The organism is Paenibacillus sp. PCH8, from assembly GCF_002968835.1.
GTDB lineage: Bacteria > Bacillota > Bacilli > Paenibacillales > Paenibacillaceae > Paenibacillus.
Genome location: NZ_PKQK01000002.1, coordinates 695,770 through 721,276, shown reverse-complemented (window position 1 = coordinate 721,276; position 25,507 = coordinate 695,770). Strand labels below are relative to the sequence as shown.

The 25,507-nt window shown below is 46.6% G+C and carries 17 protein-coding genes; 9 read left to right on the top strand and 8 right to left on the bottom strand.

The genetic code is table 11. The annotated features are described in order from the left end of the window. The first annotated feature begins 184 nt into the window (after positions 1-184). The 5 genes from C0Q44_RS16025 (at position 185) to C0Q44_RS16005 (ending at position 11,463) form a co-directional block, all read left to right on the top strand. Positions 185-2,002: an APC family permease gene (locus C0Q44_RS16025; RefSeq protein ID WP_105408264.1), complete on the top strand. Its 1,818-nt coding sequence runs from the start codon at positions 185-187 to the stop codon at positions 2,000-2,002. Between the two features lie 454 nt (positions 2,003-2,456). Next, positions 2,457-3,311, top strand: a complete 855-nt coding sequence (locus C0Q44_RS16020; protein WP_374955110.1) for a carbohydrate ABC transporter permease — start codon at positions 2,457-2,459, stop codon at positions 3,309-3,311. Beyond that, entirely contained in the window at positions 3,308-4,129 is an 822-nt protein-coding gene (locus C0Q44_RS16015) for a carbohydrate ABC transporter permease (protein WP_105408262.1), read from the top strand. Before C0Q44_RS16020 ends, C0Q44_RS16015 begins: the two co-directional genes overlap by 4 nt. Before the next feature lie 391 nt (positions 4,130-4,520). Then, on the top strand, positions 4,521-5,891 hold the full coding sequence (locus tag C0Q44_RS16010) for an ABC transporter substrate-binding protein (protein ID WP_105408261.1): 1,371 nt from the start codon (positions 4,521-4,523) through the stop codon (positions 5,889-5,891). A gap of 430 nt (positions 5,892-6,321) precedes the next feature. Then, positions 6,322-11,463: an S-layer homology domain-containing protein gene (locus C0Q44_RS16005; protein WP_181151025.1), complete on the top strand. Its 5,142-nt coding sequence runs from the start codon at positions 6,322-6,324 to the stop codon at positions 11,461-11,463. Between the two features lie 152 nt (positions 11,464-11,615). On the opposite strand, the gene C0Q44_RS16000 is transcribed toward C0Q44_RS16005, so the two are convergent. Further along, a complete protein-coding gene (locus tag C0Q44_RS16000; RefSeq protein WP_105408259.1) occupies positions 11,616-14,204 on the bottom strand; it encodes a glycine betaine ABC transporter substrate-binding protein in 2,589 nt (862 codons plus the stop codon). Then, positions 14,170-15,399, bottom strand: coding sequence for a quaternary amine ABC transporter ATP-binding protein (locus tag C0Q44_RS15995; protein WP_105408258.1), 1,230 nt, complete (start codon positions 15,397-15,399; stop codon positions 14,170-14,172). The genes C0Q44_RS16000 and C0Q44_RS15995 overlap by 35 nt, the downstream gene beginning before the upstream one ends. Before the next feature lie 498 nt (positions 15,400-15,897). Here C0Q44_RS15995 and C0Q44_RS15990 point away from each other — a divergent pair, with 498 nt between their 5' ends. Further along, positions 15,898-16,473, top strand: coding sequence for a GbsR/MarR family transcriptional regulator (locus tag C0Q44_RS15990; protein WP_105408257.1), 576 nt, complete (start codon positions 15,898-15,900; stop codon positions 16,471-16,473). A gap of 125 nt (positions 16,474-16,598) precedes the next feature. Here the strand turns inward: C0Q44_RS15990 and C0Q44_RS15985 are convergent, their stop codons facing one another. After that, positions 16,599-18,230, bottom strand: coding sequence for a helix-turn-helix domain-containing protein (locus C0Q44_RS15985; protein WP_181151024.1), 1,632 nt, complete (start codon positions 18,228-18,230; stop codon positions 16,599-16,601). Positions 18,231-18,416: 186 nt separating this feature from the next. Next, on the bottom strand, positions 18,417-19,703 hold the full coding sequence (locus C0Q44_RS15980; protein WP_105408255.1) for a DUF5050 domain-containing protein: 1,287 nt from the start codon (positions 19,701-19,703) through the stop codon (positions 18,417-18,419). 254 nt (positions 19,704-19,957) lie between these two features. Here C0Q44_RS15980 and C0Q44_RS15975 point away from each other — a divergent pair, with 254 nt between their 5' ends. After that, the gene (locus tag C0Q44_RS15975) at positions 19,958-20,944 is read left to right on the top strand and encodes a Gfo/Idh/MocA family protein (protein WP_105408516.1); all 987 of its coding nucleotides are present in this window, start codon (positions 19,958-19,960) and stop codon (positions 20,942-20,944) included. Here the strand turns inward: C0Q44_RS15975 and C0Q44_RS15970 are convergent. Genes C0Q44_RS15970 through C0Q44_RS15965 form a run of 4 tightly spaced genes read right to left on the bottom strand, consistent with a single transcriptional unit; the run spans position 20,941 to position 22,295 of the window. Continuing rightward, on the bottom strand, positions 20,941-21,804 hold the full coding sequence (locus C0Q44_RS15970; RefSeq protein WP_258166359.1) for a MurR/RpiR family transcriptional regulator: 864 nt from the start codon (positions 21,802-21,804) through the stop codon (positions 20,941-20,943). The two genes, C0Q44_RS15975 and C0Q44_RS15970, sit on opposite strands and share 4 nt — an antisense overlap. Next, positions 21,776-21,898, bottom strand: a complete 123-nt coding sequence (locus C0Q44_RS31040) for a hypothetical protein (RefSeq protein ID WP_258166358.1) — start codon at positions 21,896-21,898, stop codon at positions 21,776-21,778. Before C0Q44_RS31040 ends, C0Q44_RS15970 begins: the two co-directional genes overlap by 29 nt. Further along, the gene (locus C0Q44_RS30235; protein WP_181151023.1) at positions 21,895-22,032 is read right to left on the bottom strand and encodes a hypothetical protein; all 138 of its coding nucleotides are present in this window, start codon (positions 22,030-22,032) and stop codon (positions 21,895-21,897) included. The genes C0Q44_RS31040 and C0Q44_RS30235 overlap by 4 nt, the downstream gene beginning before the upstream one ends. Beyond that, positions 22,029-22,295 carry an ATP-binding cassette domain-containing protein gene (locus tag C0Q44_RS15965; RefSeq protein WP_105408254.1) on the bottom strand — a complete coding sequence of 89 codons (267 nt, stop codon included), beginning with the start codon at positions 22,293-22,295 and terminating at the stop codon, positions 22,029-22,031. Before C0Q44_RS15965 ends, C0Q44_RS30235 begins: the two co-directional genes overlap by 4 nt. Positions 22,296-22,598: 303 nt before the next feature. On the opposite strand from C0Q44_RS15965, the gene C0Q44_RS15960 reads away from it, so the two are divergent. Further along, positions 22,599-24,434 (top strand): HSP90 family protein, encoded by a 1,836-nt coding sequence (locus tag C0Q44_RS15960; protein ID WP_105408253.1) that lies wholly within the window; start codon positions 22,599-22,601, stop codon positions 24,432-24,434. Then, positions 24,434-25,483 carry a hypothetical protein gene (locus C0Q44_RS15955; RefSeq protein ID WP_105408252.1) on the top strand — a complete coding sequence of 350 codons (1,050 nt, stop codon included), beginning with the start codon at positions 24,434-24,436 and terminating at the stop codon, positions 25,481-25,483. Before C0Q44_RS15960 ends, C0Q44_RS15955 begins: the two co-directional genes overlap by 1 nt. The last annotated feature ends 24 nt before the right edge of the window (positions 25,484-25,507 follow it).

Sequence of the window (25,507 nt, the reverse complement as noted above, 5' to 3'; positions counted from 1 at the left end):
ACGTCGTTTTGGTTCAAAATAGTTCAAATTGCTGAACAAGAATGGCTTTGTTATCGATTATTGAATCGTAGAATGCATTATCACGAGCTGGCGAATTTCGGGTGAAATGACGTATTGTCAATGGCTCAGCGATTTTGCATAATAACATTGCTCCACAGATGAGAGACGGAAGGAAGTTATGATCATGCTTGGCAAAATGAAGAGAGTCTTAATAGGCAAGCCTATGAAATCGGCTGAACTGGATGGAGAAAAATTGGGGAAATGGAAGGCGCTCGCCATTCTGTCATCCGATGCCCTATCGTCCGTTGCCTACGGTACGGAACAGATTTTGTTGGTGCTCGTTGCGGCCGGATTCGCCGCCCTGTGGTACTCTGTCCCGATCTCGATCGCCGTGCTGGGATTACTCGTCATTTTAATATTTTCCTATCGCCAGACGATATTTGCTTATCCAACAGGGGGCGGCGCTTATATCGTAGCCAAGGATAATCTGGGTACAACTTCGAGTTTAATTGCAGGGGGCTCTCTGCTGGTCGATTATATTCTTACGGTTGCCGTAAGTTCGTCCGCAGGCACGGATGCCATTACGTCGGCTTTTCCAAAGTTGCATGACTACAGTATTGTGATTGCACTCATTATGATTGTTTTTCTCACGATTATGAATTTGCGGGGAGTGACGGAGTCGGCGTCTGTGCTGGCGATCCCCATATATCTGTTTATCTTCTCGATTGCGGTGCTGATTATTTCCGGCGGAATCAAATTTCTGGCTGGTGGCATGGAAGCAGCTGCGCCGGAGTTCGGAACGAGTCTGTCCCATGTGAGCATCTTTCTGCTGCTCAAAGCATTCAGCTCTGGATGTTCGGCCTTGACTGGCGTGGAAGCGGTAAGTAACGCGATCCCGAACTTTAAGCAGCCTGCTGAGAAAAATGCTGCGGGTACGTTACTGCTTATGGGTTGTATATTGGGAGCCATGTTCATTGGCATCACGTTGCTGGCCTTCGGATATGGGGTGAAGCCTGATCCCCATGCCACGGTGATATCTCAGATCGCCGAAGCCACATTCGGCAGAGGGTGGATGTATTTTATCATCCAGGGTGTGACTGCACTTATCCTGTTCCTGGCAGCAAATACGGCGTATTCTGCATTCCCCTTGTTGTCTTTCATGATGGCCAAAGACAAATATATGCCGCATATGTTCATGGTCCGGGGAGACCGACTTGGTTTCTCGAACGGCATTATTTTTCTAAGTGTGATGTCGGCACTTCTGGTGGTGGGGTTCAAAGGAGATACGGGAAGTCTGATTCCGCTTTACGCGGTGGGAGTATTCATTCCGTTCACCCTGTCGCAGCTAGGCATGATGATTCGCTGGATCAAAGTCAAACCGTCTGGCTGGCAAATGAAACTGTTGGTCAACACAATTGGGATGCTGACTACGCTATCGATTACCCTGATCTTTATTTTCACCAAGTTCACGCAGACGTGGGTTATCTTCATCTTTTTGCCGCTCGTGGTCTATGGGTTCATGCGCATTCACCGTCATTACTGCAACATTGCAGATGAACTACGCATTGACATTCAGGTCGAGAAACCAGCCCATAAAGGCAATACCATTATCATTCCTGTCGCAGGCATTACCCGGGTCGTGATGAACACGATCAGTTACGCGCAGACGATGTCGGATCATGTGGTCGCTCTGTACATTGGATTCGATGATGAAGCCATACGCAAGATGGAGCAGAAGTGGGAGGAGTGGAATCCAGGCGTCCGTCTGGTCGTGATCAAATCGAGGTATCGCAGCATCATGGGTCCATTGAAGAAATTCATTGATACCGTGGAGTGGAAAACGGCCGAGACCGATCATATTACCATTCTGATTCCGCAATTTATCACCAAGCACTGGTGGCAAAATGTACTGCACAACCAGACCAGCTTCATGATCCGGGCTTATCTGATCAATTATAAAGACGTAATTGTCACCACGGTGCCATACCATCTGAATCGTTAACTTGCACGGTTAATCGCTTCACTCCGTTTGGATTTTTTACAGATTATTGTAAAATAAGTAATTTTCATGAATGGGTAAACGTTCATACTCTATTAACACATATAACCGCAGGGGCATCTCCAAACAGGGGAGTTCTTGCGGTTTTTTGTTGTGAATTCGGGTCTTGATCTTGATTGCGCGTTGATGCCCCTTTTCGTAAAGTCGCTTGTCCATGATTAACGCTACGTTGATTCAGAATGAATTTGTCTGTGACATTGGACTCTTACACTAGATAATGTGGTGCTGGAGTTCATGTGGAATTCCACACACACTGAATGCGTGAATCGAGGGGGAAGAAAATTCGATGAGTGAGCTTGATAACCGGATTAGCTTGCCCGCCGCCAATCGGCGCGTAACTTCTGGTACAAGTGAGCGCCAGACATCTTCGCTACGTGTGCAGCGATTACGGGAGAATATGCTGGCCTATGGTTTCCTGGCACCATCGCTGCTTTTGTTTGCGGTGTTTCTGTTTTACCCGATGTTTAAGTCCGTGTACCTAAGTCTGCATTCGACAGATCCGACGGGACAGATTGCGGCTTATGTAGGGCTGGACAACTTCAAGGCCGTGTTTCAGTCAGGATTGTTCATGCAAGGTATGAAAGTGACTTTATTATTTGTCCTGTTTACAGTGCCCACGGGTATGCTGGCTGCACTGATTCTGGCTGCACTGACCCACAACCGGTTCAAAGGAATGCGTGTGTTCCAGTTTGTATTCTCACTGCCTGTGGTATTGTCGGTCGGTTCGTCAGCGGTCATCTGGAAGTTTCTGTTCCATCCGACCCTGGGCATGCTGAATTATCTGCTAGGCAAAGTAGGCATTGATCCCATCCCTTGGCTCACCAGCCCGGATTGGGCATTAATCTCGATCTCCATCATGACCATCTGGATGAATCTCGGATTCAACTACATTATTCTATCCAGTGGGTTGCGGGGCATTCCAGATGAGATCTATGAGAGTGCCAAGATCGATGGGGCGGGTCCCTTGCTTACGTTTCGCAAAATCTCGATGCCGCTACTGTCACCTACGTTATTCTTTGTTACGGTCGTATCGATCATTGGAGCTTTCCAATCGTTTGGTCAGATCAACATTCTAACCCGGGGTGGCCCGATGGACAGTACGAATGTTTTCGTCTATTCCATCTATCAGGAAGCTTTCGTTAATTTCCGCTTTGGTACAGGAAGTGCACAGGCATTGATCCTGTTCGCGGTCATTATGTTGCTGACGCTGATCCAGTTCAAATGGGTAGAAAGGAAAGTGCATTACCAATGAGTGCGACATGGACCAAAACCTTATTATATGGATTGCTAACGATCTGTGCAGCGCTTGTGCTGTATCCGGTGATGTACACCTTTTTCATGGCCGTGATGACTCCAGAGGATGCGAGTGCTTATCCGCCACATATCATTCCGCCGGCAATTAATCTGTCCAACTTTGCCGAAGTGTTCGACATTGTTCCCATTGGTCGATTTATCGGCAATACTTTTCTCGTTGCAGGTTTGACGACGCTTGGTCAATTGATTACAGCGAGCATGGCAGCCTATGCTTTTGCGAAAATGCAGTTCAAAGGCAAAAACGTCATCTTCAGTATGTTCGTCGCAACGATGATGATTCCGTGGGAAGTTACGATGATTCCCAACTATCTGACGGTTCGCAGCTGGGGCTGGCTGGATAGTTACCAGGGGCTTACGGTGCCGTTTCTGGCAACGGCGTTTGGTACATTCCTGCTAAGACAATTCTTCATGCAACTACCCAAGGAATTGTTCGAGGCAGCGAAGATCGACGGTTGTGGTCATATCCGCTATTTCATATCGCACGTCTTGCCTTTGTCCCGTCCGGCACTTGGAACACTGGCAATCTATTCATTTTTAAGCATGTACAATTCGTATCTCTGGCCGCTGCTGGTGACAAACACACCAGAAATGAGAACTGCACAGATCGGAATCTCGATGCTGGAGTTCCAGGAATCCACCGCGTGGAATCTGGTGTTTGCCGGAACAGCGATGGTTATTCTACCATCCTTACTGCTCCTGATCTTCGGGTTGAAACAGCTGGTCCGCGGTATGGCCGCAGGCGCGCTGAAGGGGTAAGGAGAGAAGGTTTTACAAGTATTTAAGTGAAATGGAAGTGGAAGATTTAAAGGTTTTGATTTAAACCTTGTATCTTCGTACAAGGTCAAAGAATTGCATACCAGGAGCGAATAAAATGAGGCTCGCCTTTCAATAAAGTTTGCAATGAGGAAGCGCGGTAGTAGTGGAGGGGACGAAATCGATTCTGAAGAAGCGAAGCTACAAGCTTTCTGCAAGAAAGCTACTTCGTAAGCATTAACTCGCCTTTATCCCCGGATTTCCCCCTTTGAAAGGGAGAATGAGAAAAATCCGGGGATAACAGCGATCAAAAGAACGATTCGTAACCGTAACGGCCACGCCGCGTCCTCCCCAAGATTTTATTGTACGCGAGCCATATAAAAGGAGAGCGATTATGAACGGATTTCGTTTGAAAAAAAGAGGAACATTTGCATTCATGTTGGCAGCACTCATGTTGGTCATCTCCGCTTGTGGAACGAAAGCAGAAACGAGTAGCCCGGCAAGTGGAGCTCCAGCAGAAGCGGCAGCAGCCGAACCAACACAATTGACGTGGTGGCATTCCATGTCTGGTGCAGGGGAGAAGGCCATTAATCAGCTCGCTTCGGACTTCAACTCCAGCCATCCTGAGATTCAGGTGAAGCCCATCTACCAAGGGAAGTACGATGAAAGTCTGAACAAACTGAAAGCATCCATGGGTTCAGACAGTGGCCCTGACATTATTCAAGTCTACGAGATCGGCAGCAAGTTCATGATCGATTCGGGTATGATTACGCCAGTACAACAGTTCATCGATAAGGACAAGTTCGACCTGTCCCAACTGGAACCCAATATCATTCGGTATTACACGATCGAGGGCAAATTAAACGCCATGCCGTTTAACACATCGAACCCGATTTTGTATTACAACAAAGATATGTTCAAAGCAGCAGGTCTGGACCCGGAGAACCCGCCGAAGACATATGAAGAGTTTGAGCAAGCGGCAAAAGCACTGGCGAAAGACGGCAAGCCAGGAGCGTCCATGGCGATCTACGGTTGGTTTATGGAACAGTTCTTCGCGAACCAGAATGCAGATTATGTAAACAATGGAAACGGAAGAACCGAAGCAGCTACAGAGTCCCTGTTGAACTCTGAAGCTGGAGTGAAGACATTAACATGGTGGAAAAAGATGATCGACGAGAAAACCCTCTCCAATCTGGGACGTAGCACAGATGATACAACAGCAGCATTTACAGCACAGCAGATCGGTATGACCCTCGATTCCACGGCTGGACTGCGCAAAATCGTAGAAGGTTCTGGTGGAAAGTTTGAACTGGGAACAGGCTTCCTGCCTCGTCCAGCTGATTCCACAGGCGGCGTCGTGGTTGGTGGAGCAAGCTTGTACATCATGAACAACAAATCGGAAGCACAACAGCAAGCGGCATGGGAGTTCATTAAGTATTTGGCTACACCAGAGGTACAAGCGAACTGGAGTGTTGCGACAGGATATTTCCCAATTACGACAGCAGCTTACGATGAGCAAGTATTAAAGGATAATATGACGAAGTACCCGCAATTTCAGACAGCTGTCGACCAATTGCACGCTTCAGCAGATTCGACAGCAACATCCGGGGCGTTAATGGGCGTATTCCCTGAAGCTCGACAACTTGTCGAAACAGCGATTGAAACGGTACTGAATGGACAAGGTACACCACAGGAAGCATTGGATGCAGCAGCCAAACAAATTACAGACAAGATCGCGCAGTATAACAGTACGGTGAAGAAGTAATTGCAGGCTAATCTCAAAGTAAAGATGCGGCGATCAGTAATGATCGTCGTATTACTATGCCTGTCTTGAAATTTGCTATAAGCCTCAAGTCTGATTTCTCTTGAAAAAGGATAGATTGGTGCTGTCACTAAATGTCGAAGTGCTAAACGATTCATATTTTATATGTTAACTTACCTAACGTAAAATAGTCTTTTATGCACAGGCATGAGAGATGTAAGGTTCAGAAAGTCACATTTAAGAGCTGTTATTAGTCCTATTTAAAAGAGAATTATATGATTTAGTTTAATTGTGTAATGTACATGTTCTATTTTATTTCATAACGAAGAAATATTGTTTACACCTGTCTGTTATTCAGTTATCTTATATTTGAACTAATGTACAAGTTGTCTGAACAAATGATTGCCAAGTTGAAAACATGGGGGTAGGACGAATGAAGAACAAGCAAGTGAAGCGTTGGACACAAGGGTTTCTGGTTTTTGTTCTTGTCGTTACAGGTGCGGCACCAATCGGTGGATTAAGTCGTATCGCATACGCTGATGAGGAAAGTGTAGTGACAGAGCAGCCGCATACAAGTGATCAGGAGACCTCCATATCGGATGCTGTCCCGACTGAAGAATCGTCAGATCTGGAGGGGACAGTGTCTCCGTCTACCGAAGAGGATAATTTGGATGAAACTGAAAGTGATGAACCAGCTGAGACGGATAACTCAGAAGTGCAGGAAGCAGACGGAACTGGAATCATATCTATTGCTGATGCGCGAGTACTTGCACCAAATACAAATGTAGTTGTTTCAGGTGTCGTAACGTACAGTGAACTCTCTGGAGAATTCACGAATTATTATATTCAAGATAAAGAAGCTGGCATTGTAGTCCGAGCGAAGAATCAAGTTGACGTGGGGGATCGCATTGAAGTATATGGTCCAATTACCCATTACAGCGGACTCGTTCAGATTGAGAAGGATAAGTCAGGTTTTACCGAAGGATACATGAAGGTAACTGAGCAAAATGTAACACTCCCCGGACCCCAAAATATGGTGTCCACAGACTTTGTTAGACCAACAGATCAAACTAACAAAGGTCCAGGTGAAAAGTATGAGGGGATGTTTGTCGAAGTAAGAAATATTCAGGTAACACGGGGCAGTAGTTCGACGTTCTACGCTACGGATAGCCATGGTGCAGAGATGACGATTTATGCCAAAAACTCTCCTACAGCGCTAACGGTCGGCAAAACCTACGAATATGTGCAGGGTGTGCTGACTTTCAACAGTAATTACGGATTAGAGATTTTGCCTAGAACAGCTGCAGATGTTGTAGAAAATAGCCTGTCTGTGATGGCAAGTGTTCCATCCGGCGGGATTCCCCGAAACAATGAAGTCACATTAACCTCTCCAGCCAAGGGCGCAGTCGTACATTACACAACGGATCGAACAGAGCCTACTTCTTCTTCGGCCGTGTATAACAGCTCATTGGTGATTGATCAAGACATCGTAATCAAGGCTGTTGCCATTCTTAATGGACAATCCAGTGCAGTGTACACCTTTACGTATCAAGTCCTTCCTGATAAAGAAAACTTGCGTATCCATGATATTCAGGGAGCAGGACATACCTCTGTTTTTAACGGATACGATGTTAAGGATATCGAAGGTATTGTTACATCCGTCAGTACAAGCAGTTTTTACATGCAAGAGCTTCCGGATGAGATTGACGAGGATGTTCGGACTTCTGAAGCCATTCAGATATATAAATCGAGCTATGGAATTGCCGTTGGCAACCAGGTAAAGGTATCTGGGAAAGTAACGGAATATGGGGCGGTTAACGAATTAACCACCACACAAATTACGGCGAGTACCATTGTAAAAATGTTCGAAAAAGTCGATCTACCTGCACCTGTGGAGTTGGGTGTCAATGGACGAGTCATTCCAACAGTCATTGATTCGGACTCTTTTACAGAATTTAATCCCGAGACGGATGCGATAGACTTCTATGAAAGTCTGGAAGGCATGCGTGTTGAACTGGAAAAGCCTGAAATTATAGGTCCGTACTCCAGTCAACCGGGGCTGGCCGTTGTTGTGGATAATGGTGAGAACAACCCGCTTCGCACACCTAATGGTGGTGTTATTCTGACCGATAACAAGAAAGGTTTAAATGAGAGTGATCTCAATCCGCAGCGTCTGTTTATCAGCAAGAAACCTACCAAAGCAGTAAAAACAGGCGATAAGTTGGATGGTAACGTAATCGGAGTAATGACATACTCTAGCGGTAATTTCAAGGTGAGTCCTGAAGGGAATTTGCCAGCAGTCATCCCGGGAATAACGAAGCAAGCGACCAGTTCCATTGAAAAAGCAGCAGATAAACTGACCATTGCCACGTTTAATGTGGAGAACTTCAGCAAAAAAGATGCAACACGAGCCAATAAAATCGGTAAAATCATCGTGGATAATCTGAACACGCCAGACATCATTGGCATTATGGAAGTTCAGGATAACGATGGCGATGCCGACACAGGTACAGCGGCAGCTAATGAGAGTTTTCAGACTCTAATTGATGCAATCAAAGGGAACAAAGGACCAACATATCGATATAGTGAGATTTCTCCCGAAAATAACAAAGATGGCGGGGCACCGGGTGCCAACATTCGAGTAGGGTTCCTGTATCAACCGAACCGTGTATCGTTGGCTACTGGTATCGGAAAAGGAAATGCTACGACAGCGATCACAGTCAAAGCAGACGGCAGTCTCTCTAACAATCCGGGTCGTATTGCACCGGGAGACGAGGCGTTCGCCAGCTCCCGCAAACCACTTGCCGCGGAATTTGAATTCAATGGTGAACGTGTAGTGGTGATTGCCAACCACTTCAATTCCAAAGGTGGAGACCTGAAACCGTTTGGAAGCATACAACCTGCGACTCGAAGCAGTGAAGTTCAACGTGCCAAGCAAGCTGCATTGGTGAATGGCTTTGTGAAAGATTTACTGAACAAAGACCCTAAGGTAAATGTTGCTGTTCTCGGTGATTTCAATGACTTCCAATTCTCGAATACCTTGAACATTGTTGAAGGTAATGAACTGGACAATCTGGTAAACGAACTGCCAGAAAATCAGCGGTACTCCTACATCTATGACGGTAACTCTCAGACACTGGATCACATTCTGGTGAGTAAAAATCTGACTGAGACAGCAGCCATTGAAGTCATACATGTGAATGCCGATTTTGAAACAGCGGATGGACGGGTGAGTGACCATGACCCACTGCTTGCACAACTGAGTATCGGAGATGCTGTGGAAGAAGGGGACTTCAACCTGCGTGTATTGCACACGAACGATACCCATGCGCATCTGGATAATATCCCGCGCCGTGTAACAGCTATTAAGGAAGCACGCAATGATAATACCCTAGTGCTGGATGCAGGGGACGTTTTCTCAGGCACATTGTACTTCAATCTGTTTAACGGTCTGGCTGATCTGGAGTTCATGAACATGATCGGATACGATGCCATGACTTTTGGTAACCATGAGTTTGATAAAGGTACAAGCGTACTGAAAGCATTTGTTGAGAAAGCGGAGTTTCCGTTCGTGAGTGCTAATATTGATTATTCAAAAGATGCGAGTTTGAGTAATCTGTACAATAATAGCATCGGTGATCCGGGTGTGAAAGCCGAAATCTATCCGGCGATTATTACGGAAGTGAATGGTGAGCGAGTCGGTATTTTCGGACTGACGACACCGGACACGGTATCTCTTTCTTCACCAGGAGATGACTTGAAGTTTGTAGATTATAAGGCAAGTGCACAAGCAACTGTACAGATGCTGCAAAATGAAGGTATCAATAAAATCATTGCTTTGACTCACCTTGGCTACTCAGAGGATCTCAAATTGGCTGAAGCTGTAGAAGGAATCGATATTGTGGTAGGTGGGCATTCACACACTATTCTGAAAGAACCGATTGTTGTGGGCAGCGAGGATGAGCCAACATTGGTTGTGCAAACTGGGGAATATGACGTTTCTCTTGGTCAATTGGATGTTACGTTTGATGAAGCCGGTATATTGAAGAAGTGGAACGGCAAATTGTTGAGTCTGGATGCAAAAGATGCTGCCAACCAATTCATCTATGTTGATGATGTGGAAGCCGCAAACAAGCTGAAAGAATATGCGCCTCAGTTGGAACAGTTCAAGAAAACGATTATCGGTAAAACGAATGTCTTCCTGGATGGAGAACGTGGTACTGTGCGGAAACAGGAAACCAATTTAGGAAACTTCATGACGGACGGCATGTTGGAGAAAGTGAAATCTATTGTGAAGGAAAACGACGTCAAAGGATATGTCGCTATCCAAAACGGTGGAGGTATTCGGGCTTCACTCCAAAAAGGAGACATTACTCTGGAAAACCTGCTGAATGTTTTGTCATTCGGTAATAACCTGTCTGCGTTGAAAATGACGGGCAAGGAAATCACAGCCGCGCTGGAAAATGGCGTTAGTGGTGTGGAAACGGGAGAAGGGCGCTTCCCCCAAGTAGCAGGCATGCGGTTCTACTACGATTCCACGAAGCCAGGCGAGAAGATTGATGCCACGACCAATACCGTGACCCAAGTGGGTCAACGTGTGGTCAAAGTTCAGATTAAGAATGCAGATGGTACGTACTCGGATATCGATCCGAACGGGTACTATATCGTCGCTACCAATTCATTCATGGCTAACGGTGGAGACTTCTATCGTGCGATGAGAACGGCGAAAGATGATAATCGATTCTACGAATTGAATCTTGTCGATTATGAAATCTTCCATGAACATCTGGACCGTGTAGGTACAGTCGATCAAAAGACGGAAGGACGCAGTACGGAACTGAAGGGCACGCCACTTCCTGGGGACGGGAATGGAAGCAATCCTGGTAATGGTGGTGGCAATAATGGCAGTAATCCGGGCAGTGGTAACAGTGGTGGAGGATCTGCAACACCTACTCAGCCTGTAACTCCAACTACGCCAACCAACCCAACTACGCCAACCGTTCCTGGTAATGGGGGAGGTACGAATCCGACGACTCCGGTCGTAGACCCGAAAGATATCGGGAATCACTGGGCTGCGGCTGCTATTGAGCAGGCCATTTCCCGGGGAATTGTGAACGGGTATCAAGATGGTAATTTCCGTCCGAATGCACCAGCCACACGCGCCGAATTCATTGTTATGCTGGCAAGAGCATTTGAACTTCCGGCCAGCAACAAGGCATTGACTTTTAAGGATGCTGCTGGCATACCTGCGTGGGCACAATCCTTTATTGCTCAGGCAGTAGAGCAAGGGATCATTAGCGGGTATACGGATGATACCTTCCGTTCATCGGGCAAAGTATCGCGGGTAGAGATGACGGTTATGCTCGTAAGAGCACTCGGTCTTCCGGTACAGTCCAATCCGGCACTGAGCTTTACGGATGCAGATAAAGTACCCGCTTGGGCCATTCCATATATCGCTGCTGCCTATGATGCAGGACTGGTGAAGGGAACAGGGGAAAACAGGTTTAACCCACTCGCCGAAGCGACGCGTGCTGAAGTGGTGACCCTGCTAATGTCAGCAAGCGAGTCTCAGTGACAAACGTTAAGAGCGAAGAACGTGTAATTTCACGTAGCCCAAGATAGCCTTAGAATGACAACAGAAAAAAGAAAAAGATGACAGAAAAAGACCACCGAAGAAAATTTCGGTGGTCTTTTTACCAAATTCAGGTTTATGCATCTCAATCTGGTTTAATTATCTTTCAAATCTTTAATGGACTTGATGTCCATGTAGGCTGGTACAACCAGACCTGTTTTGGCACCGTCCATATTCGGACCCAGATCATCGATCTGATCCTTGTATTTGTTGAAATAATCTGCAGAAGTGAGTGGCAACCATGCGGCTGGAGTTGCATCCACATCACCGTTGGCGATTCCGGTCCACATTGGACCAATCTCAACTTGAAGTGAAGTGACGTTGTAACCGAGTTTTTCTCTTAGAACATACTCCAGCAAGTTAGTACTTGCAATTTCGGAGTCCCAGGCTACATAACTTAGTTTGATAGGCTCACCATTCACGGGGGTCAGACCTTTGGTCCACTCAGCCACTTGGTCACTATGCTTCTCTGCATAAGCCGCCGCAGCTTGTTGAGCATCTTCTCCGTTTTGAATAGCTACCATGATTTCACCCATATCTTCTGTTGTCCAGGAGAAGCGATCAAGGAATTCATAAGCGACAGGTTTGTCTTCTTTTAACCCTTTACGGGCAATCGTATGAATCTGTTCAGCTTCACCGTAAACGCCTTCTGGATCGTCCAGATATTTCAGGTCATACGCGTTGAACATCCAATGGGGAGTCCAACCGGTAACAATAATAGGTTCTTCATTTTTAACGGCTTTGTCCAGTGTAGCGGTCATTGCGGCTCCTGATCCTTCAACCAGTTTCCAGTTCGTCAGACCGTAGGTTTCAATCGCACTGGCTGTAGATTTCATAATACCGGCACCTGGATCGATACCGATAATCTGGTGGTTCACATCATTGCCCACATTGGCACTTGCCGATGGAGTAGAAGAAGTGGCACCTGTCTCCAGATCTGCAATGGAGTTTACTTCAGTCATGTAACTTGGAACGACGAGACCTGTGCGTACACCCGTCATATTGGCACCCAGATCGTCCACCTGGTCTTTGTAACGTTCCCAGTAGTCAGCGTGTGTCAATGGCAGCCAAGCTGCTGGAGAGGCATCTACGTCGCCTGAGGCAACGCCGGTCCACATGGGTCCAGCTTCCACTTGGAGAGCATTAACTTTATAACCGAGTTTATTTTCCATCACATATTTCAGCAAGTTAGTGCTGGCGATTTCGGAATCCCAGGCAACATAACTAAGTTTGAATGCAACGCCGTTCACCGGAGTCAGACCTTTGGTCCATTCGTTAATCTGATCCGCATGTTTCTCGGCATAAGCTTTAGCTGCTTCTTCCGGAGATGTACCATCCTGAATGGCAGTCATCATCTCGCCCATTTCATCGGATGTCCATTGGAAACGGGACAGGAATTCGAAGGCAACCGGATGATCTTTTTTCAGACCTTTACGAGCAATGGTATGAATTTCTTCAGCATCACCGAAGGACTTTTGGGGATCTTCCAGATATTTAAGATCATATTTGTTGAACATCCAGTGTGGAGTCCAACCTGTAATGATGATTGGATCTTCATTTTTGAGTGCTTTGTCCAGTGTGGCTGTCATCGCTGCACCAGAGCCTTCAATGAGAGTCCAGTCAGTCAGCTTGTAGTCCTCAATCGCTTTGGCAGCGGACTTCATAATGCCTGCGCCTGGGTCAATACCGATAATCTGATATTTGACTTCCTCACCTACAGCATTGGCTGGTGCATTGTTGCCACCTGCAGAAGTGTTGCCACCAACGAAGTATTGGGAGAAACCAGCTACAAGCACAACTAGTGTTGCCGCAGCAGTAATCCATGCTTTTTGCTTCGTAGTAATACGTGAAGTCTTTTTGCGACCTGGCATGAACAGATTCTGTGTAAAACGGTCAAGTACAATCGCGAGTACAACAACAGCAAGACCTGCTTCGAATCCTTTACCGATCTGAAGCTGTGTTACCGCACGGTATACTTCCGCACCAATACCCTGTGCACCGATCATGGATGCAATAACAACCATGGAAAGGGACAGCATGATGGTTTGGTTAATCCCTGACATTACAGTAGGTAATGCCAATGGTAATTGTACTTTGAACAACTTTTGCATGGAAGTCGAGCCGAATGCATCAGCTGCTTCCACCAATTCGCCAGATACCTGTCTAATCCCAAGGTGAGTCAGACGAATGGTTGGCGGAATCGCAAAGATAACGGATGCGATAACACCTGGAACGACACCAAGGCTAAAGAACGTAACCGCAGGCAGCAAGTAGACAAATGCAGGCATCGTCTGCATAAAGTCAAGCAGTGGCGTGATAATGCGAGCTGCGGTTTTGCTATATGCCAGCCAGATTCCGATCGGAACACCCAGCAGGATCGAGACCAATCCAGATGTAATAACCAATCCGAGTGTGTCCATCGATTGGGACCAGTATCCCAGGTTATCTACAAGCAAGAACCCAATAACCGTGAATAGGGTAAGCGGGAGTCGACCAACAAGAAATGCAAGTACTCCCAGGATCGCGATAAACAAGAGTGGATGGGGCAGCAAGAACAACCCGGAGAAGAATCCAACAACCTCCTGAATAACGACAGAAATGACTTTGAACAAACCGGAGAGCGAGGTGCTCATCCAGTCAACGATGGATTCAATCCACGATGCTAGTGGTATTTTGGGAATCATTCGCAAGTTCCTCCTTTACTGCAACTTCACCGCTTAGTGCGCCAAGCAGGGCACCGCGGACGATAACACCTTGCAGACGGCCGGTTTCGCCAACAACAGCGAGCGGCACATGGGCTGAACTTACAATTTCGAACAATTCATGAATCAGGGTCTCAGGAGAAACAGTCGGCCCGTCCGTGATCAGAATGTCGTTCAACACTTTATTTTCGCGCATCGCACGAGTTGCATCTTCTGCTGTAATGACACCGAGCAGTTTGATCGAACGGTCAATGACAAACAGGTTGGAAATACCACGTTCGCGCATTAATTCGAGAGCAACACGAGGACCACGGTCAAGCGTAATCGTTTCAGGGCGACGCATTACATGAGCTGCAGTAAGGACCTTGGACAAGTCCACGTCTTCGACGAAGCGGGCCACGTAAGAGTTGGCCGGTTGAATCATGATTTCTTCCGGTGTACCGATCTGCACGACTGCGCCGTCTTTCATGAGGGCAATACGATCGCCGATGCGCAGCGCTTCGTCCAAGTCATGGGTAATGAAAATAATCGTTTTTTTCATTTTATCCTGAAGCTCAATCAACTCATCCTGCATATCACGGCGAATCAATGGATCAAGTGCACTGAAGGCTTCATCCATTAGAAGTATTTCCGGATCATTGGCAAGCGCACGTGCCAAACCTACACGTTGCTGCATCCCGCCACTGAGTTCATCTGGCATCTTATCTTCCCAGCCTTTAAGGCCAACCAACTCAAGTGAGGTTCTCGCCTTCTCGCGGCGCACTTCCTTATCTACCTTCTGTACTTCCAGTCCATACTCCACATTATCGAGAACGGTACGGTGCGGGAATAACGCGAACTTCTGGAATACCATACTGATCGTTTTCCGGCGCACTTCGCGCAATTGTTCTTTGTTCAATTTGCGTAGATCTTTACCATGGACCAGAATTTCTCCGGATGTTGGTTCAATCAGACGATTGAACATCCGTACCAGTGTGGATTTACCACTTCCGGACAGTCCCATAATAACAAAGATTTCACCTTCCTGAATCTCCATGTTGACCCGGTTGACACCAACCGTTATCTGTTTTTCTTTGGCCAACTTTTCTTTGCCCCAACCTTGCTCCAGTAATTGCAGACCTTGCTCGGTTTGGGGGCCAAACAGTTTACTTACGTTTTTTACTTCAAGTATGGTCATGTTTTCACCCCTTCTGATGTGTTGTGCACTTCGAACGGCTTACAGCATCCACAAGCCCATACACTTGTGCGCCCAGCCACGAAATCCGGTAATCGTTGCTTCGCTTCCCGTCTTTCTGGGTAACGTTTTGTATTCTATCAATACTTACCCCGTATAGCAACTGAATAAACAGTACATAATGTTTGTACAGTAAAAACTGTACAAAGTTTTACTTCCATATGCTCCGCCTATCTCCTTATTCTGCATAATAAGGCAGCTTTACATTTGACATCTCTTTTCCTACAATAGAAAATGAGCTGAATTGAAGCTGTTTTTATTGGTTAAAAGATAGTTGTAGGCAAATGTAACTTTGGTAAAGTTCCCATTTTCATACATTGGGTGAAAGAAAGCCCTCTGGCATATAGGATGTCCGGCCGGATGCTTTCCCATGTAAGCAGGACTTTGAAGTGTTGCATTTATTTTGCCAAGACTGGGAATGTCAGAATGGAGGTTGCAAGCATGGGCTTGGACCATTTACAAGAGGAACAGCAGGCAACCGTGCTGAGGATTCGTAAACGTGTGATTGAAGCCATTGGACGTAATATGGATCTCTACGGCGTTACGTTGTCCACGGGACACTTATATGGATTGCTATTTTTTGCAGACAAACCAATGACCCTTGATGATATGGGCCGTGAAATGGAAATGAGCAAAACGAGTATGAGTACAGGTGTACGAACACTGCTGGATTTGAAAATGGTGAATAAAGTATGGAGTAAAGGCTCCAGGAAAGACCTATATGAAGTGGAATATGACTGGCATCAGACGTTTACGGATTATTTCGCGATTAAATGGAGAAAAGCCGTGGAGAGTAACCTTCAGATTCTACGGAAATCGATTGACGAACTGAATCGCTTAGTCGAAAATCTGGATGAGCAGGCAGATGCTGAACTGATCCACATCCTGATGGAAGACAAACATAAGGTTTTGCAAGCGGAAGCATATTACAAATGGTTGGATCGCTTGATTGATACCATGGAAAATGAAGAGATATACAAGCTTGTTCCAAAGGAAGAGATCAAGGAACAATTATAATTGCATGTTCAGGGCCCTTTCCATCATAGGAGAGGGCCCTTTGGCTTGTTAAATATAATGAAGAAATGCGATCTGTAGAGGGAGAATGTACTCACGTCGTTTCGGCGTGTATCTGCTTTTGGAGACTAGGGTCCAATCATAATTAAACTTGCATGTGGATAAGCACTAGCCTGCTGGATAATCTGTTGCAGTTCGTTCAAGATCTGCAGACGGCCTTCTGGATTCCAGCATAACAGATGCCAATTCGAGATATCGTGAACGTTACCATGCAACACGGCAGTGGATCGATTCCATGATGCCGTTTGCTTCATGCGTCGGAATGCCTTTTCACTGGCAGGCTGAAGCGAAGCACGATGAACAAACAGGAAATCCGTGTCGAGCAATGGGATACTATCCGCTGTATACTCATATCTGGAGATATCGGGAGGTAGAAGCTGGGCACGTTGAAGTCCCAATTCGTCATATAACAGGTTGTTTAACGGATGCTCATTGGCTCCCTGTAATCGGATAAACTGATTCGTAATCTCCATCAGAGCGATACGCGCCGTTCCAAAATAAGATTGCAGGCTCGGGCCTGCTTCAAACTTGTGAAACTCCAGTTCCTTGAAATGCAGCAATGCCTGTTTCTCCCGTCCAACCAGTTCAGCCAAGCGCATATGCTGCGATTTCCAGTCTTCAGCAGGCTCCAATAAGAGGGTTGGTGCGATACTTTTCAGACGATCATAATAGGGCTTATGGTAAAAGTCACCGATGATCAAGTCTGGCTTGGCTTGCCGAAGCTGATTGAATTGTTCGATTATTCGACGTTCATATTCATTTTCATCTGTTTCCCGGTCAAGGGCCCCTTCGAAAACGGCTACCGGGTGCAATCCAAGCGAAGTCAGATTCTCATGGAATCCCATGATCGATGCCGTAGCTACCCGAAGTTGATCTCTTTTCATATATATGCTGGGTGCAATCCCCAAGGTTTGTTTGAATTTGCGGCTAAAATAATATTCATTGCCATACCCGACAGACACCGCAATGTCTTTGAGGACACAATGTTCCTCTGTCAGCTGTTTTTTGGCTTCTTCTATACGTAAACGATTCAGATAATCGGTCGGCGACATGCCTTTGGCCTTCTTGAAACTCCGAGAATAGGAGCTGGGAGTAAGACCAGCGATCTTGGCAAGCTGATCCATGCTGATTCCTTCACTCATGAAACGTCGCATATACATAATGCTGCGTTCCAGGGCAGGGTCGACCTTCTCATAATTGGCTTCCAGCCGGTTCTCCGAGAGAAACTGCAACAGTTCATGCAGCTGGCTATGTATGCTGATAAAGTGATCCGGTTGAAGGCCACGATAGGTTTCGTACAGTGATTCCAAACGGGATACGACCTGTTGCTCGTGACGAACCAGCAATCTGCCCGTCTGCCAATCCAGAGGGAAGTCGGAAGAAGAGGTCATTTTCCATTCACCTCGCACTTGCTGTAGACGAACCGTATCCATGCTTAATAATATAAATTCGGTCACATTGGAGCGTGCAGCGGCCTCGACGGTTGTACCTGGCTTCAACACGAACAAGCTGCCCGCTTGAGCCGTATAGACTGTATCATTCAGGGCCAGAACACCGTCTCCTTGCAAAATAAGACAGAGCATGGGCCGGGACACGGTCTTGCCTTGCACACGGAAGTTCTCCCCACGACGCACACAGCACATGGAGGAGAGGAGCGGTAGAGAAGTGGTTTCAGCAATGAAGGGAAACTGTTCAGTCATACGGACCATCCTTTTGTCTTATTTTCTTAATGATAACAATTATCATTCTCATATGGAAGATGTTTTTGAAAAATAGTTATCGACAAAAAAAGAGGGTTACCACGAGCCATTATGGCTGCATGGTAATCCTCTTTGAACTGGACAGTCTGTTGAGTCGTTCATCCTGCTGTATCAACGGGGTATGTGTTAATTCGGTATTACTAATAGAATATTGTCCAGGAAAACGTCACTCAGCACTTTTTTACCTGTTCCGCCCGGTTGCACATGATACAAGCGATACTGGTCTTTGGCATTGATGTAGAACATGCCTGGAACATCGTCTCTTAGTTGGAACGCATCCCACTCATCACTAGTAAGTTTAGTAACCTTGAGAGCCGTGTTGACCGAATAGAGACCATTGTTGCCCGAGAAATATGCAAGCGTAGGACGACCATTGTTCATTTGATTTGTAACATAAGTTACATTACTTAGATTCAGGTTGGCGGACTTGGATACTTTGTTACCCGAGACCGTTTTGGCATAAGCTTTTTTGTCTGTATCCACAAGTATAACCTTGTCTGTACCGAGTGCGCTGACTTCACGTACGCTCTTGGTATGAAGCTGAAGCGTTTTGGCGGAAGTCGTTAATGCAAATGCTTTGCCTTTGGCATAATTGTAATTCTTGTTACTGTCGAGCTCGATTCCTTTGTTATACACATAAAGATTATTTCCCCAACCACCGGAATAAACAGCATTTACGTCCAGTTTGGCTTTGGGATTGACAGCAGTGGCCTTACCCGTGTTGTAATTCACCTTGTACATGACGACCGCATTGGTGGAATAGAACTGCTCATAGGGGTCTGTATTGACCATTAGTTGCAGTTCATTCTTGCCTTGATTCGTAAAATAACGACTTTCCACTGCACCAGCAGCAATCCGCTGTACAGCTCCTGTTCCGTTGGACGTTTTGGACACGATCCACGTGTTTCCATTAACCAGTGCATTATAGTAGACACGGCCTTTGATGACTACGAGAAAAGGAAAATCGGTATCTGCCTTGTCGGCGATTTGGGTAACAGCCGAAGCGTCACTATCGCCATTGGCGCGGTAGATTGTGCCTGTAGCATCCAGATAATAGATGAATCCGTTATCCGTATAATAGCTAAGTACATCTGTAGCAAATGTCTCTGCTGCATCGCTCGATCCGTCATTCGGAACCCTAAGCAACGTTGTGGAAGAAGCAGTCTGGGTGTAGTAGAGATAAGAACCAGCCGCGGATAAGTCCACGCCTTCGAAATCAATTAATACTTCGGTTGTGTTGCTGCCATCTGCAGATACTTTGTACAACACTCCATCGGATTCATAATATACGGTTGATTGGCTGAGTGAAGCTGCTTGGGTTGTACTTCCACCTCCCAATGTTACTGCTGCAATCAGTGTAAAGAATAGCAAAGTACAGATGGTGCGCTGCAAGTTGGTTAACCTTGTGTTCATCCATTCATCGTCCCTTTCGTTCTAATATGTATGTAGGTATTTCCTTATGTTATATCGGTAAACAATGGAAGACATGTTAGATCTCGAACATGGAAAAAGAAAAGCTTGAAATTGAATTTCATGTACATCCATACCTGAAATCGAATTGCGCATGATGCTGCCAATCCCTTCCCGAGGCATTCTCCGCCTGACTTGATCATGATAACATAACACTCAACGAAACTAATACATCAATGACAGGAGCGAACCACATGATGAACATAGCAACAATGGGTACCGGAACCATTGTGGATGTAATCCTATCTGCGATAAATGAACTGGATGAGGTCACATGTACAGCGATCTACTCCCGGAAGAGAGAGACTGCACAGAAGCTTGCAGGTAAGTATGGAGTAAGTACAATCTATACGGACCTGGAATCCCTATTTTCAGATGCGAATGTAGATCTCATTTATATTGCTTCACCGAATAGCATGCACTACGAACAGGCATATCAGGCACTGCAACATGGCAAGCATGTCGTCTGTGAAAAACCGTTCACATCCACACTTCAGGAAGCTGAAACGCTGATTACACTTGCCAAAGAAAAGAATCTGTTGCTGTTTGAAGCGATCTCGAACATTCATCTGCCCAATATTCAAGTCATACGGGAGCAACTGCCCAAGCTTGGGCAAATCAAACTTATTCAGTGCAACTACAGTCAATACTCGCGCAAATACAACGATCTTCTGGCAGGGGAAACACCGAACGTATTCAATCCACAATTCTCTGGTGGAGCGCTGATGGACATCAATATCTATAACCTTCATTTGGTTATGAATCTGTTCGGTAGTCCGAGCTCCGTCTCGTATACTGCAAACCGGCATGCAAATGGTATTGATACATCAGGTGTTGTCGTTCTCAAGTACCCGGAATGGATTGCCGAATGTGTAGGCGCCAAAGACACGAACAGCATGAACTTTGTCCTCATTCAGGGAGAGAAGGGGTATCTTCAGGTTGTAGGGGGAGCGAACGGTTGTCGGGAAATCAAGCTACAGATCGGGGAGGAACCGGCTGAGGTGTATAATGCCCAGAACAGAACCAATTGGTTGTACTATGAGTGGGAAGCATTCAGGGACATGCATGCAACTGGGGATCATACACGGTGTTACGAACTATTGGAACACAGTCGGTCTGTGATGAAGGTGCTCATGAGTGCTCGTAAGGATGCCGGAATTGATTTTGCAGCAGATCAGCATTAATACGTATCTTGAATGCTTCCCATGTACAACATGTCGAAAATATATAGAACGGAGACCATAGAAGACATTTTGGACAGCCTCAATTGTTCGTTATATCCATAAGCCAGCAGTGTCTCATCACAATGTCTGGACAGGGTCGAATGGTTTTTACCCGTGACCGCGATGACTTTCATCTCTTTGTTACTTAGCACTTTGGCAGCTTCAATCATGGATGGGTTCTCGCCCGTCTGTGATATAACAAAAGAGAGCGTTAGCCTATTGGGGTTCATTGTGTTCAAATAATGCATGTTGGCGTTGTTGTGAGCAATGGCAGAAATGCCGAGCTCATTCCACTTGGCACAAGCCTGTTGAGCCAGATAATAATTCATGTCACTACCATAGACATCAATGCGTCCGGATTGTTTGACCCAGTCCGCGATTCGTAGCATAACGGGAGCACTTAACATTCGGCGGGTGTCGTCCAACGCCTGTTGATACAGGTAAGGAACGGTATCGATGGCAGCCAGCACGTTACCTGGTTCGGTGAAAGAAGGATTGTGCGGGTGATCCTGTGTTGTCTGCAAAGTAGCTGGCCTCTGTTGATATTCAAGAGCAAGTTTTAACTGGAAGTCTGGGTACCCCTTGGTACCCAGCTTTTTGCATAAGCGAACAATGGTGGATGCGCTTGTATAAGTTAGCTTGGCTAGTTCATGAGCTGTAGAATCAAAGACTGCTTCAGGCTTGTTCAGAATGTAATCCACAATATGTTTTTCCTGTGCGGTTAAATGTGGAGTATATTTTAATTTTTGCAGGAGTCTGTAGTTCATGTTGTCGTTCCATTCCTCTCTGTTATCATCCGAAAGTACCTGTCTCCACATCATAACCTGCGTTCCTCCATTTCTCAATCGGCACATCCAGAAACAGAATCGAAGGACGATGCAAGAGTACGCGGGCAAGGCCCAAGCGTTTCTTCATACCGGTGCTGTGCCGACTTTTCGATGCTGGTAATCCTCCATGTGGAACAAGTGCACATGCTCGTCAATCCGTGCTCTGGCTTGTTGCAGTCCAAATACCTCTGCGAAAAAAATCAGATTGTCTCGTCCGCTCATATTGTCATATAAACCACTATGTTCGGTAAGGTGCCACACATGGCCAGTACCTTCTCAGTCTCACGAGCGGCGTCCAATCCGTTAATGGTTACCTGCCCGCGTGAGGCACCCAAGACACCATTCATGATGCGAATCAGTGTGGTTTTACCCGAACCGTTGGGGCCAATCAACCCGGTGACGCTACCTTCTTTAACTGTGAAGCTGACATCATTCAGTGCTTGATACACCTTGAATTGCTTGGATATATTGCGTACTTCAATCATCTACATTCACCGTCCGATCTGAGTTTGGAGATTATACGTTCGGTAGGATGATATCGTTCAAATGGATGACAAAATAGATGTATCCCTGTGTCAATAGTCCCGGATGGAGGGTGCGCACTTACCCTCAATTCCACTTCAAATCGGGTCTAAGGTTTGTTTTCACTATGGTCTGTACCATGTATCCTTATTTTAAGGGTAGAACATCTGTTTTGATGATTACATAATGAATTCGTCTAATACATCCATAGGAATACATCATATGGGTACATATTGTGTTTGGACGTAGAGGAAGGTGAGTGAGTCATGACAGCATCCAATGAGTATCGTTTTCAAGTGAACCTGAGTGGTATGATCCAGATTTTATCCAACCATCTATATAGCAGTCCGAAAGTGTTCTTGCGCGAACTGATGCAGAATGCGACTGATGCGATTACCGCAAGAACGGAGGCGGAGCCAGGATATCAGGGTGAAGTTCGTGTTGAACTGACAGGAACAGGTGAGCAACGGACCATGATGGTGGAGGACAACGGCATCGGCTTGACTGAAGCTGACATCCATGAATTTTTGGCAATGATCGGACAATCCTCGAAGCGGGGGCAGCAAGCGTTGCTGGATGGAGAGACTACGTTTATCGGACGTTTCGGAATCGGTTTGTTATCTTGTTTCATGGTGAGTCACGAAATCGTCATGCTGACGCAATCCGCGAAGGGCGGACCTTCGATGGAGTGGCGAGGCAAGCCGGATGGCACATATACGATTCGGCAGTTGGATATCCAATTGTCCCCAGGCACCAAAGTATATCTGCGCTGCACACCGGACGCAGCTCATTACTTTGAAGCGGATTATGTGAAAGAAGCTCTGTTCTATTATGGAGCGTTATTGCCGTACCCGGTCACGCTGCATCATGAAGGTATGCAACATGTGGTGAATAGCGAGACTCCGATCTGGCTGATGGACCCTGCACTCGCACGATCACGCAGAGCAGAGGTGTTGGCTTTTGGTGAACGTCTGCTTGGCGAGAAGTTCCAGGACTTTATTCCGCTGACGACGACTTCAGGTCGTACCGGAGGTATTGCTTTTGTACTGCCACACGCAGTTAATCTGAATGCCAAGCGTTCCCACCGGGTGTATTTGAAGCGAATGCTGATTTCGGAAAAAGCTGAGAACATTTTGCCAGAGTGGGCTTTCTTTGTGAAATGTCTGATCTGGACAGATGAGCTTCAACCGACGGCTTCACGGGAACATTTTTATGAAAATGAAAAGCTGGAAGAAGTTCGCTCCGAACTCGGTGACGCACTTCGCAAGGGACTGGCCGATATGGCCGAGAGCCAGACGGAGCGGCTACAGAAGCTGATTCGCCTGCATGCTCTGTCCATGAAGGCACTGGCTGTGCAGGATCAAGCATTCTACGCGATGATTCACCGCTGGTTGCCATTTGAGAGCACGAGGGGTCACAGGGAACTGGGTGAGCTAATGGATGAAGGCGAGACGTTGTATTTCACGTCCTCTGTCGACGAGTACCGTCAGATCCATCATGTGGCTTCCGCACAATCGATGCTGGTGATTAACGGTGGTTACATCTATGACAGCGAATTGATGGCGACACTGCCGCTGGCTGTGCACAATGTACACACGGAACGGCTAGAGCCGGATCAGGTCTCCATGAGCTTCACGGATGTGCCACCGGCTGAACGCAATCTGTATTATGACGCGTTGCGACTGGCTGATTCTGCTTTGCAACGCTTCCGCTGTCGGGCAGAGGTCAAAGGTTTCAAGCCATCGGATCTGCCGGTGTTGTTCACTCTTTCGCAGGAATCCTCAACACTCCGTGCGCTGGAAAAAGCAAGTGAAGAGAGTACGGAGTTGTTCTCATCCGTCCTTGGCTCCTTATCCTCCGGAATCAGTTCGGCGGGATATTCAACCTTGTACCTGAATGTGAACAATCCGATTATTCAGCGTGTGCTAACGTCACCGGATGCCCAGATGACGCCGATTGCCATTGAGATGCTGTATGTCAATGCATTGATGATGGGGCATTATGCGATGAACCGGCAGGAGCTGGACGTGCTGAATCAGGGCATCGTTCGTTTTATTGATTGGGGTTTGCGTGCGAATACAGATCGTAAAGGGGATGCCTGATGAAGACAGAGATGGATTTTGAAGAATTGATGGACGAAGCCTACGGCTTGCCTAATGGTCCGGCGAAGCTGGGTATGCTGGAGGAAGCGGCAAGAGTTGCCGATGTGAGTGGCATGGAGGAAGAGGCATATGAAGCAAGATCGGAGATCGTGGAGACAGCGACATTCTGCGGTTATCCGATGAAAGCACTGATTGCTTTTTCCTGGCAGTTGGGCAAGTTCGACCAACAACCCGAAGAATACGATGAAGAAACGTTAATGTGGTCGTATAAATGGATTCTAGGCAAACTATCCAGTTTCCCGGAAGTGTCACGCGATAAAATGATGGAGTTGCTTGAGGACTTCGGACAGCGTTTCAAGTCATTTGGCTACAGTGAACGTTCGTATTGGTATTATCGGTTCCGCATCTCCATGGATATTGGGGATCTCGACGAGGCAGGAAGTAGCTATGCCAAGTTCAGAACGATGGATCGAGACTTTATGAGTGACTGTGAAGCCTGTGAACAGGATGAAATGATGCGTTATTTCATCCTTGCTGGTGACGACGAGAAGGTGCTTGAAATGGCAAAACCGATCCTGAAAGGGCGGATGAGCTGTGCGGAGATTCCGCATCTTACGTTGTCGGAGATCCTGATGCCACTCTACCGATTGGGGCGGACTGCGGAAGCAGACAAGCACCAACAAAAGGGATATCGCCTGATCAAGGGACAAAATGATTTTGTGAGAAGCTTTGCCGAGCAGATGGACTACCTTGCACGCACCAATCCAGCGAAGGGGATCGACGTGCTGGAAGAAAGTCTGGTGTACGCGATGGATAATGAAGATCCATTTGCCAAAATGTTATACTACGCCAGAACGGCACCATTGTTACGCCGCTGGGTGGACGAATCCCCGGAATACCGGTTACGTCTACCTGCGTCCTTCCCTTATGAGGGAGACCCGGGAGATTTGCATAAACTGGCGGATTATTTTGCGGAATATGCCCGAGCAGCGGCAGACAAGTACGACCAGCGTAATGGTAATCGTCATGTCTCTTCGTTGCTCGGATAGAAAACGGATATAACTCCGTAACCA

Excerpts from the sequence above, each read along its gene's own strand:
- C0Q44_RS16025 (WP_105408264.1), top strand. The coding sequence starts at position 185 with ATGCTTGGCAAAATGAAGAGAGTCTTAATAGGCAAGCCTATGAAATCG.
- C0Q44_RS16020 (WP_374955110.1), top strand. The coding sequence starts at position 2,457 with ATGCTGGCCTATGGTTTCCTGGCACCATCGCTGCTTTTGTTTGCGGTG.
- C0Q44_RS16015 (WP_105408262.1), top strand. The coding sequence starts at position 3,308 with ATGAGTGCGACATGGACCAAAACCTTATTATATGGATTGCTAACGATC.
- C0Q44_RS16010 (WP_105408261.1), top strand. The coding sequence starts at position 4,521 with ATGAACGGATTTCGTTTGAAAAAAAGAGGAACATTTGCATTCATGTTG.
- C0Q44_RS16005 (WP_181151025.1), top strand. The coding sequence starts at position 6,322 with ATGAAGAACAAGCAAGTGAAGCGTTGGACACAAGGGTTTCTGGTTTTT.
- C0Q44_RS16000 (WP_105408259.1), bottom strand. The coding sequence starts at position 14,204 with ATGATTCCCAAAATACCACTAGCATCGTGGATTGAATCCATCGTTGAC.
- C0Q44_RS15995 (WP_105408258.1), bottom strand. The coding sequence starts at position 15,399 with ATGACCATACTTGAAGTAAAAAACGTAAGTAAACTGTTTGGCCCCCAA.
- C0Q44_RS15990 (WP_105408257.1), top strand. The coding sequence starts at position 15,898 with ATGGGCTTGGACCATTTACAAGAGGAACAGCAGGCAACCGTGCTGAGG.
- C0Q44_RS15985 (WP_181151024.1), bottom strand. The coding sequence starts at position 18,230 with ATGACTGAACAGTTTCCCTTCATTGCTGAAACCACTTCTCTACCGCTC.
- C0Q44_RS15980 (WP_105408255.1), bottom strand. The coding sequence starts at position 19,703 with ATGAACACAAGGTTAACCAACTTGCAGCGCACCATCTGTACTTTGCTA.
- C0Q44_RS15975 (WP_105408516.1), top strand. The coding sequence starts at position 19,958 with ATGAACATAGCAACAATGGGTACCGGAACCATTGTGGATGTAATCCTA.
- C0Q44_RS15970 (WP_258166359.1), bottom strand. The coding sequence starts at position 21,804 with ATGATGTGGAGACAGGTACTTTCGGATGATAACAGAGAGGAATGGAAC.
- C0Q44_RS31040 (WP_258166358.1), bottom strand. The coding sequence starts at position 21,898 with ATGAAGAAACGCTTGGGCCTTGCCCGCGTACTCTTGCATCGTCCTTCG.
- C0Q44_RS30235 (WP_181151023.1), bottom strand. The coding sequence starts at position 22,032 with ATGAGCGGACGAGACAATCTGATTTTTTTCGCAGAGGTATTTGGACTG.
- C0Q44_RS15965 (WP_105408254.1), bottom strand. The coding sequence starts at position 22,295 with ATGATTGAAGTACGCAATATATCCAAGCAATTCAAGGTGTATCAAGCA.
- C0Q44_RS15960 (WP_105408253.1), top strand. The coding sequence starts at position 22,599 with ATGACAGCATCCAATGAGTATCGTTTTCAAGTGAACCTGAGTGGTATG.
- C0Q44_RS15955 (WP_105408252.1), top strand. The coding sequence starts at position 24,434 with ATGAAGACAGAGATGGATTTTGAAGAATTGATGGACGAAGCCTACGGC.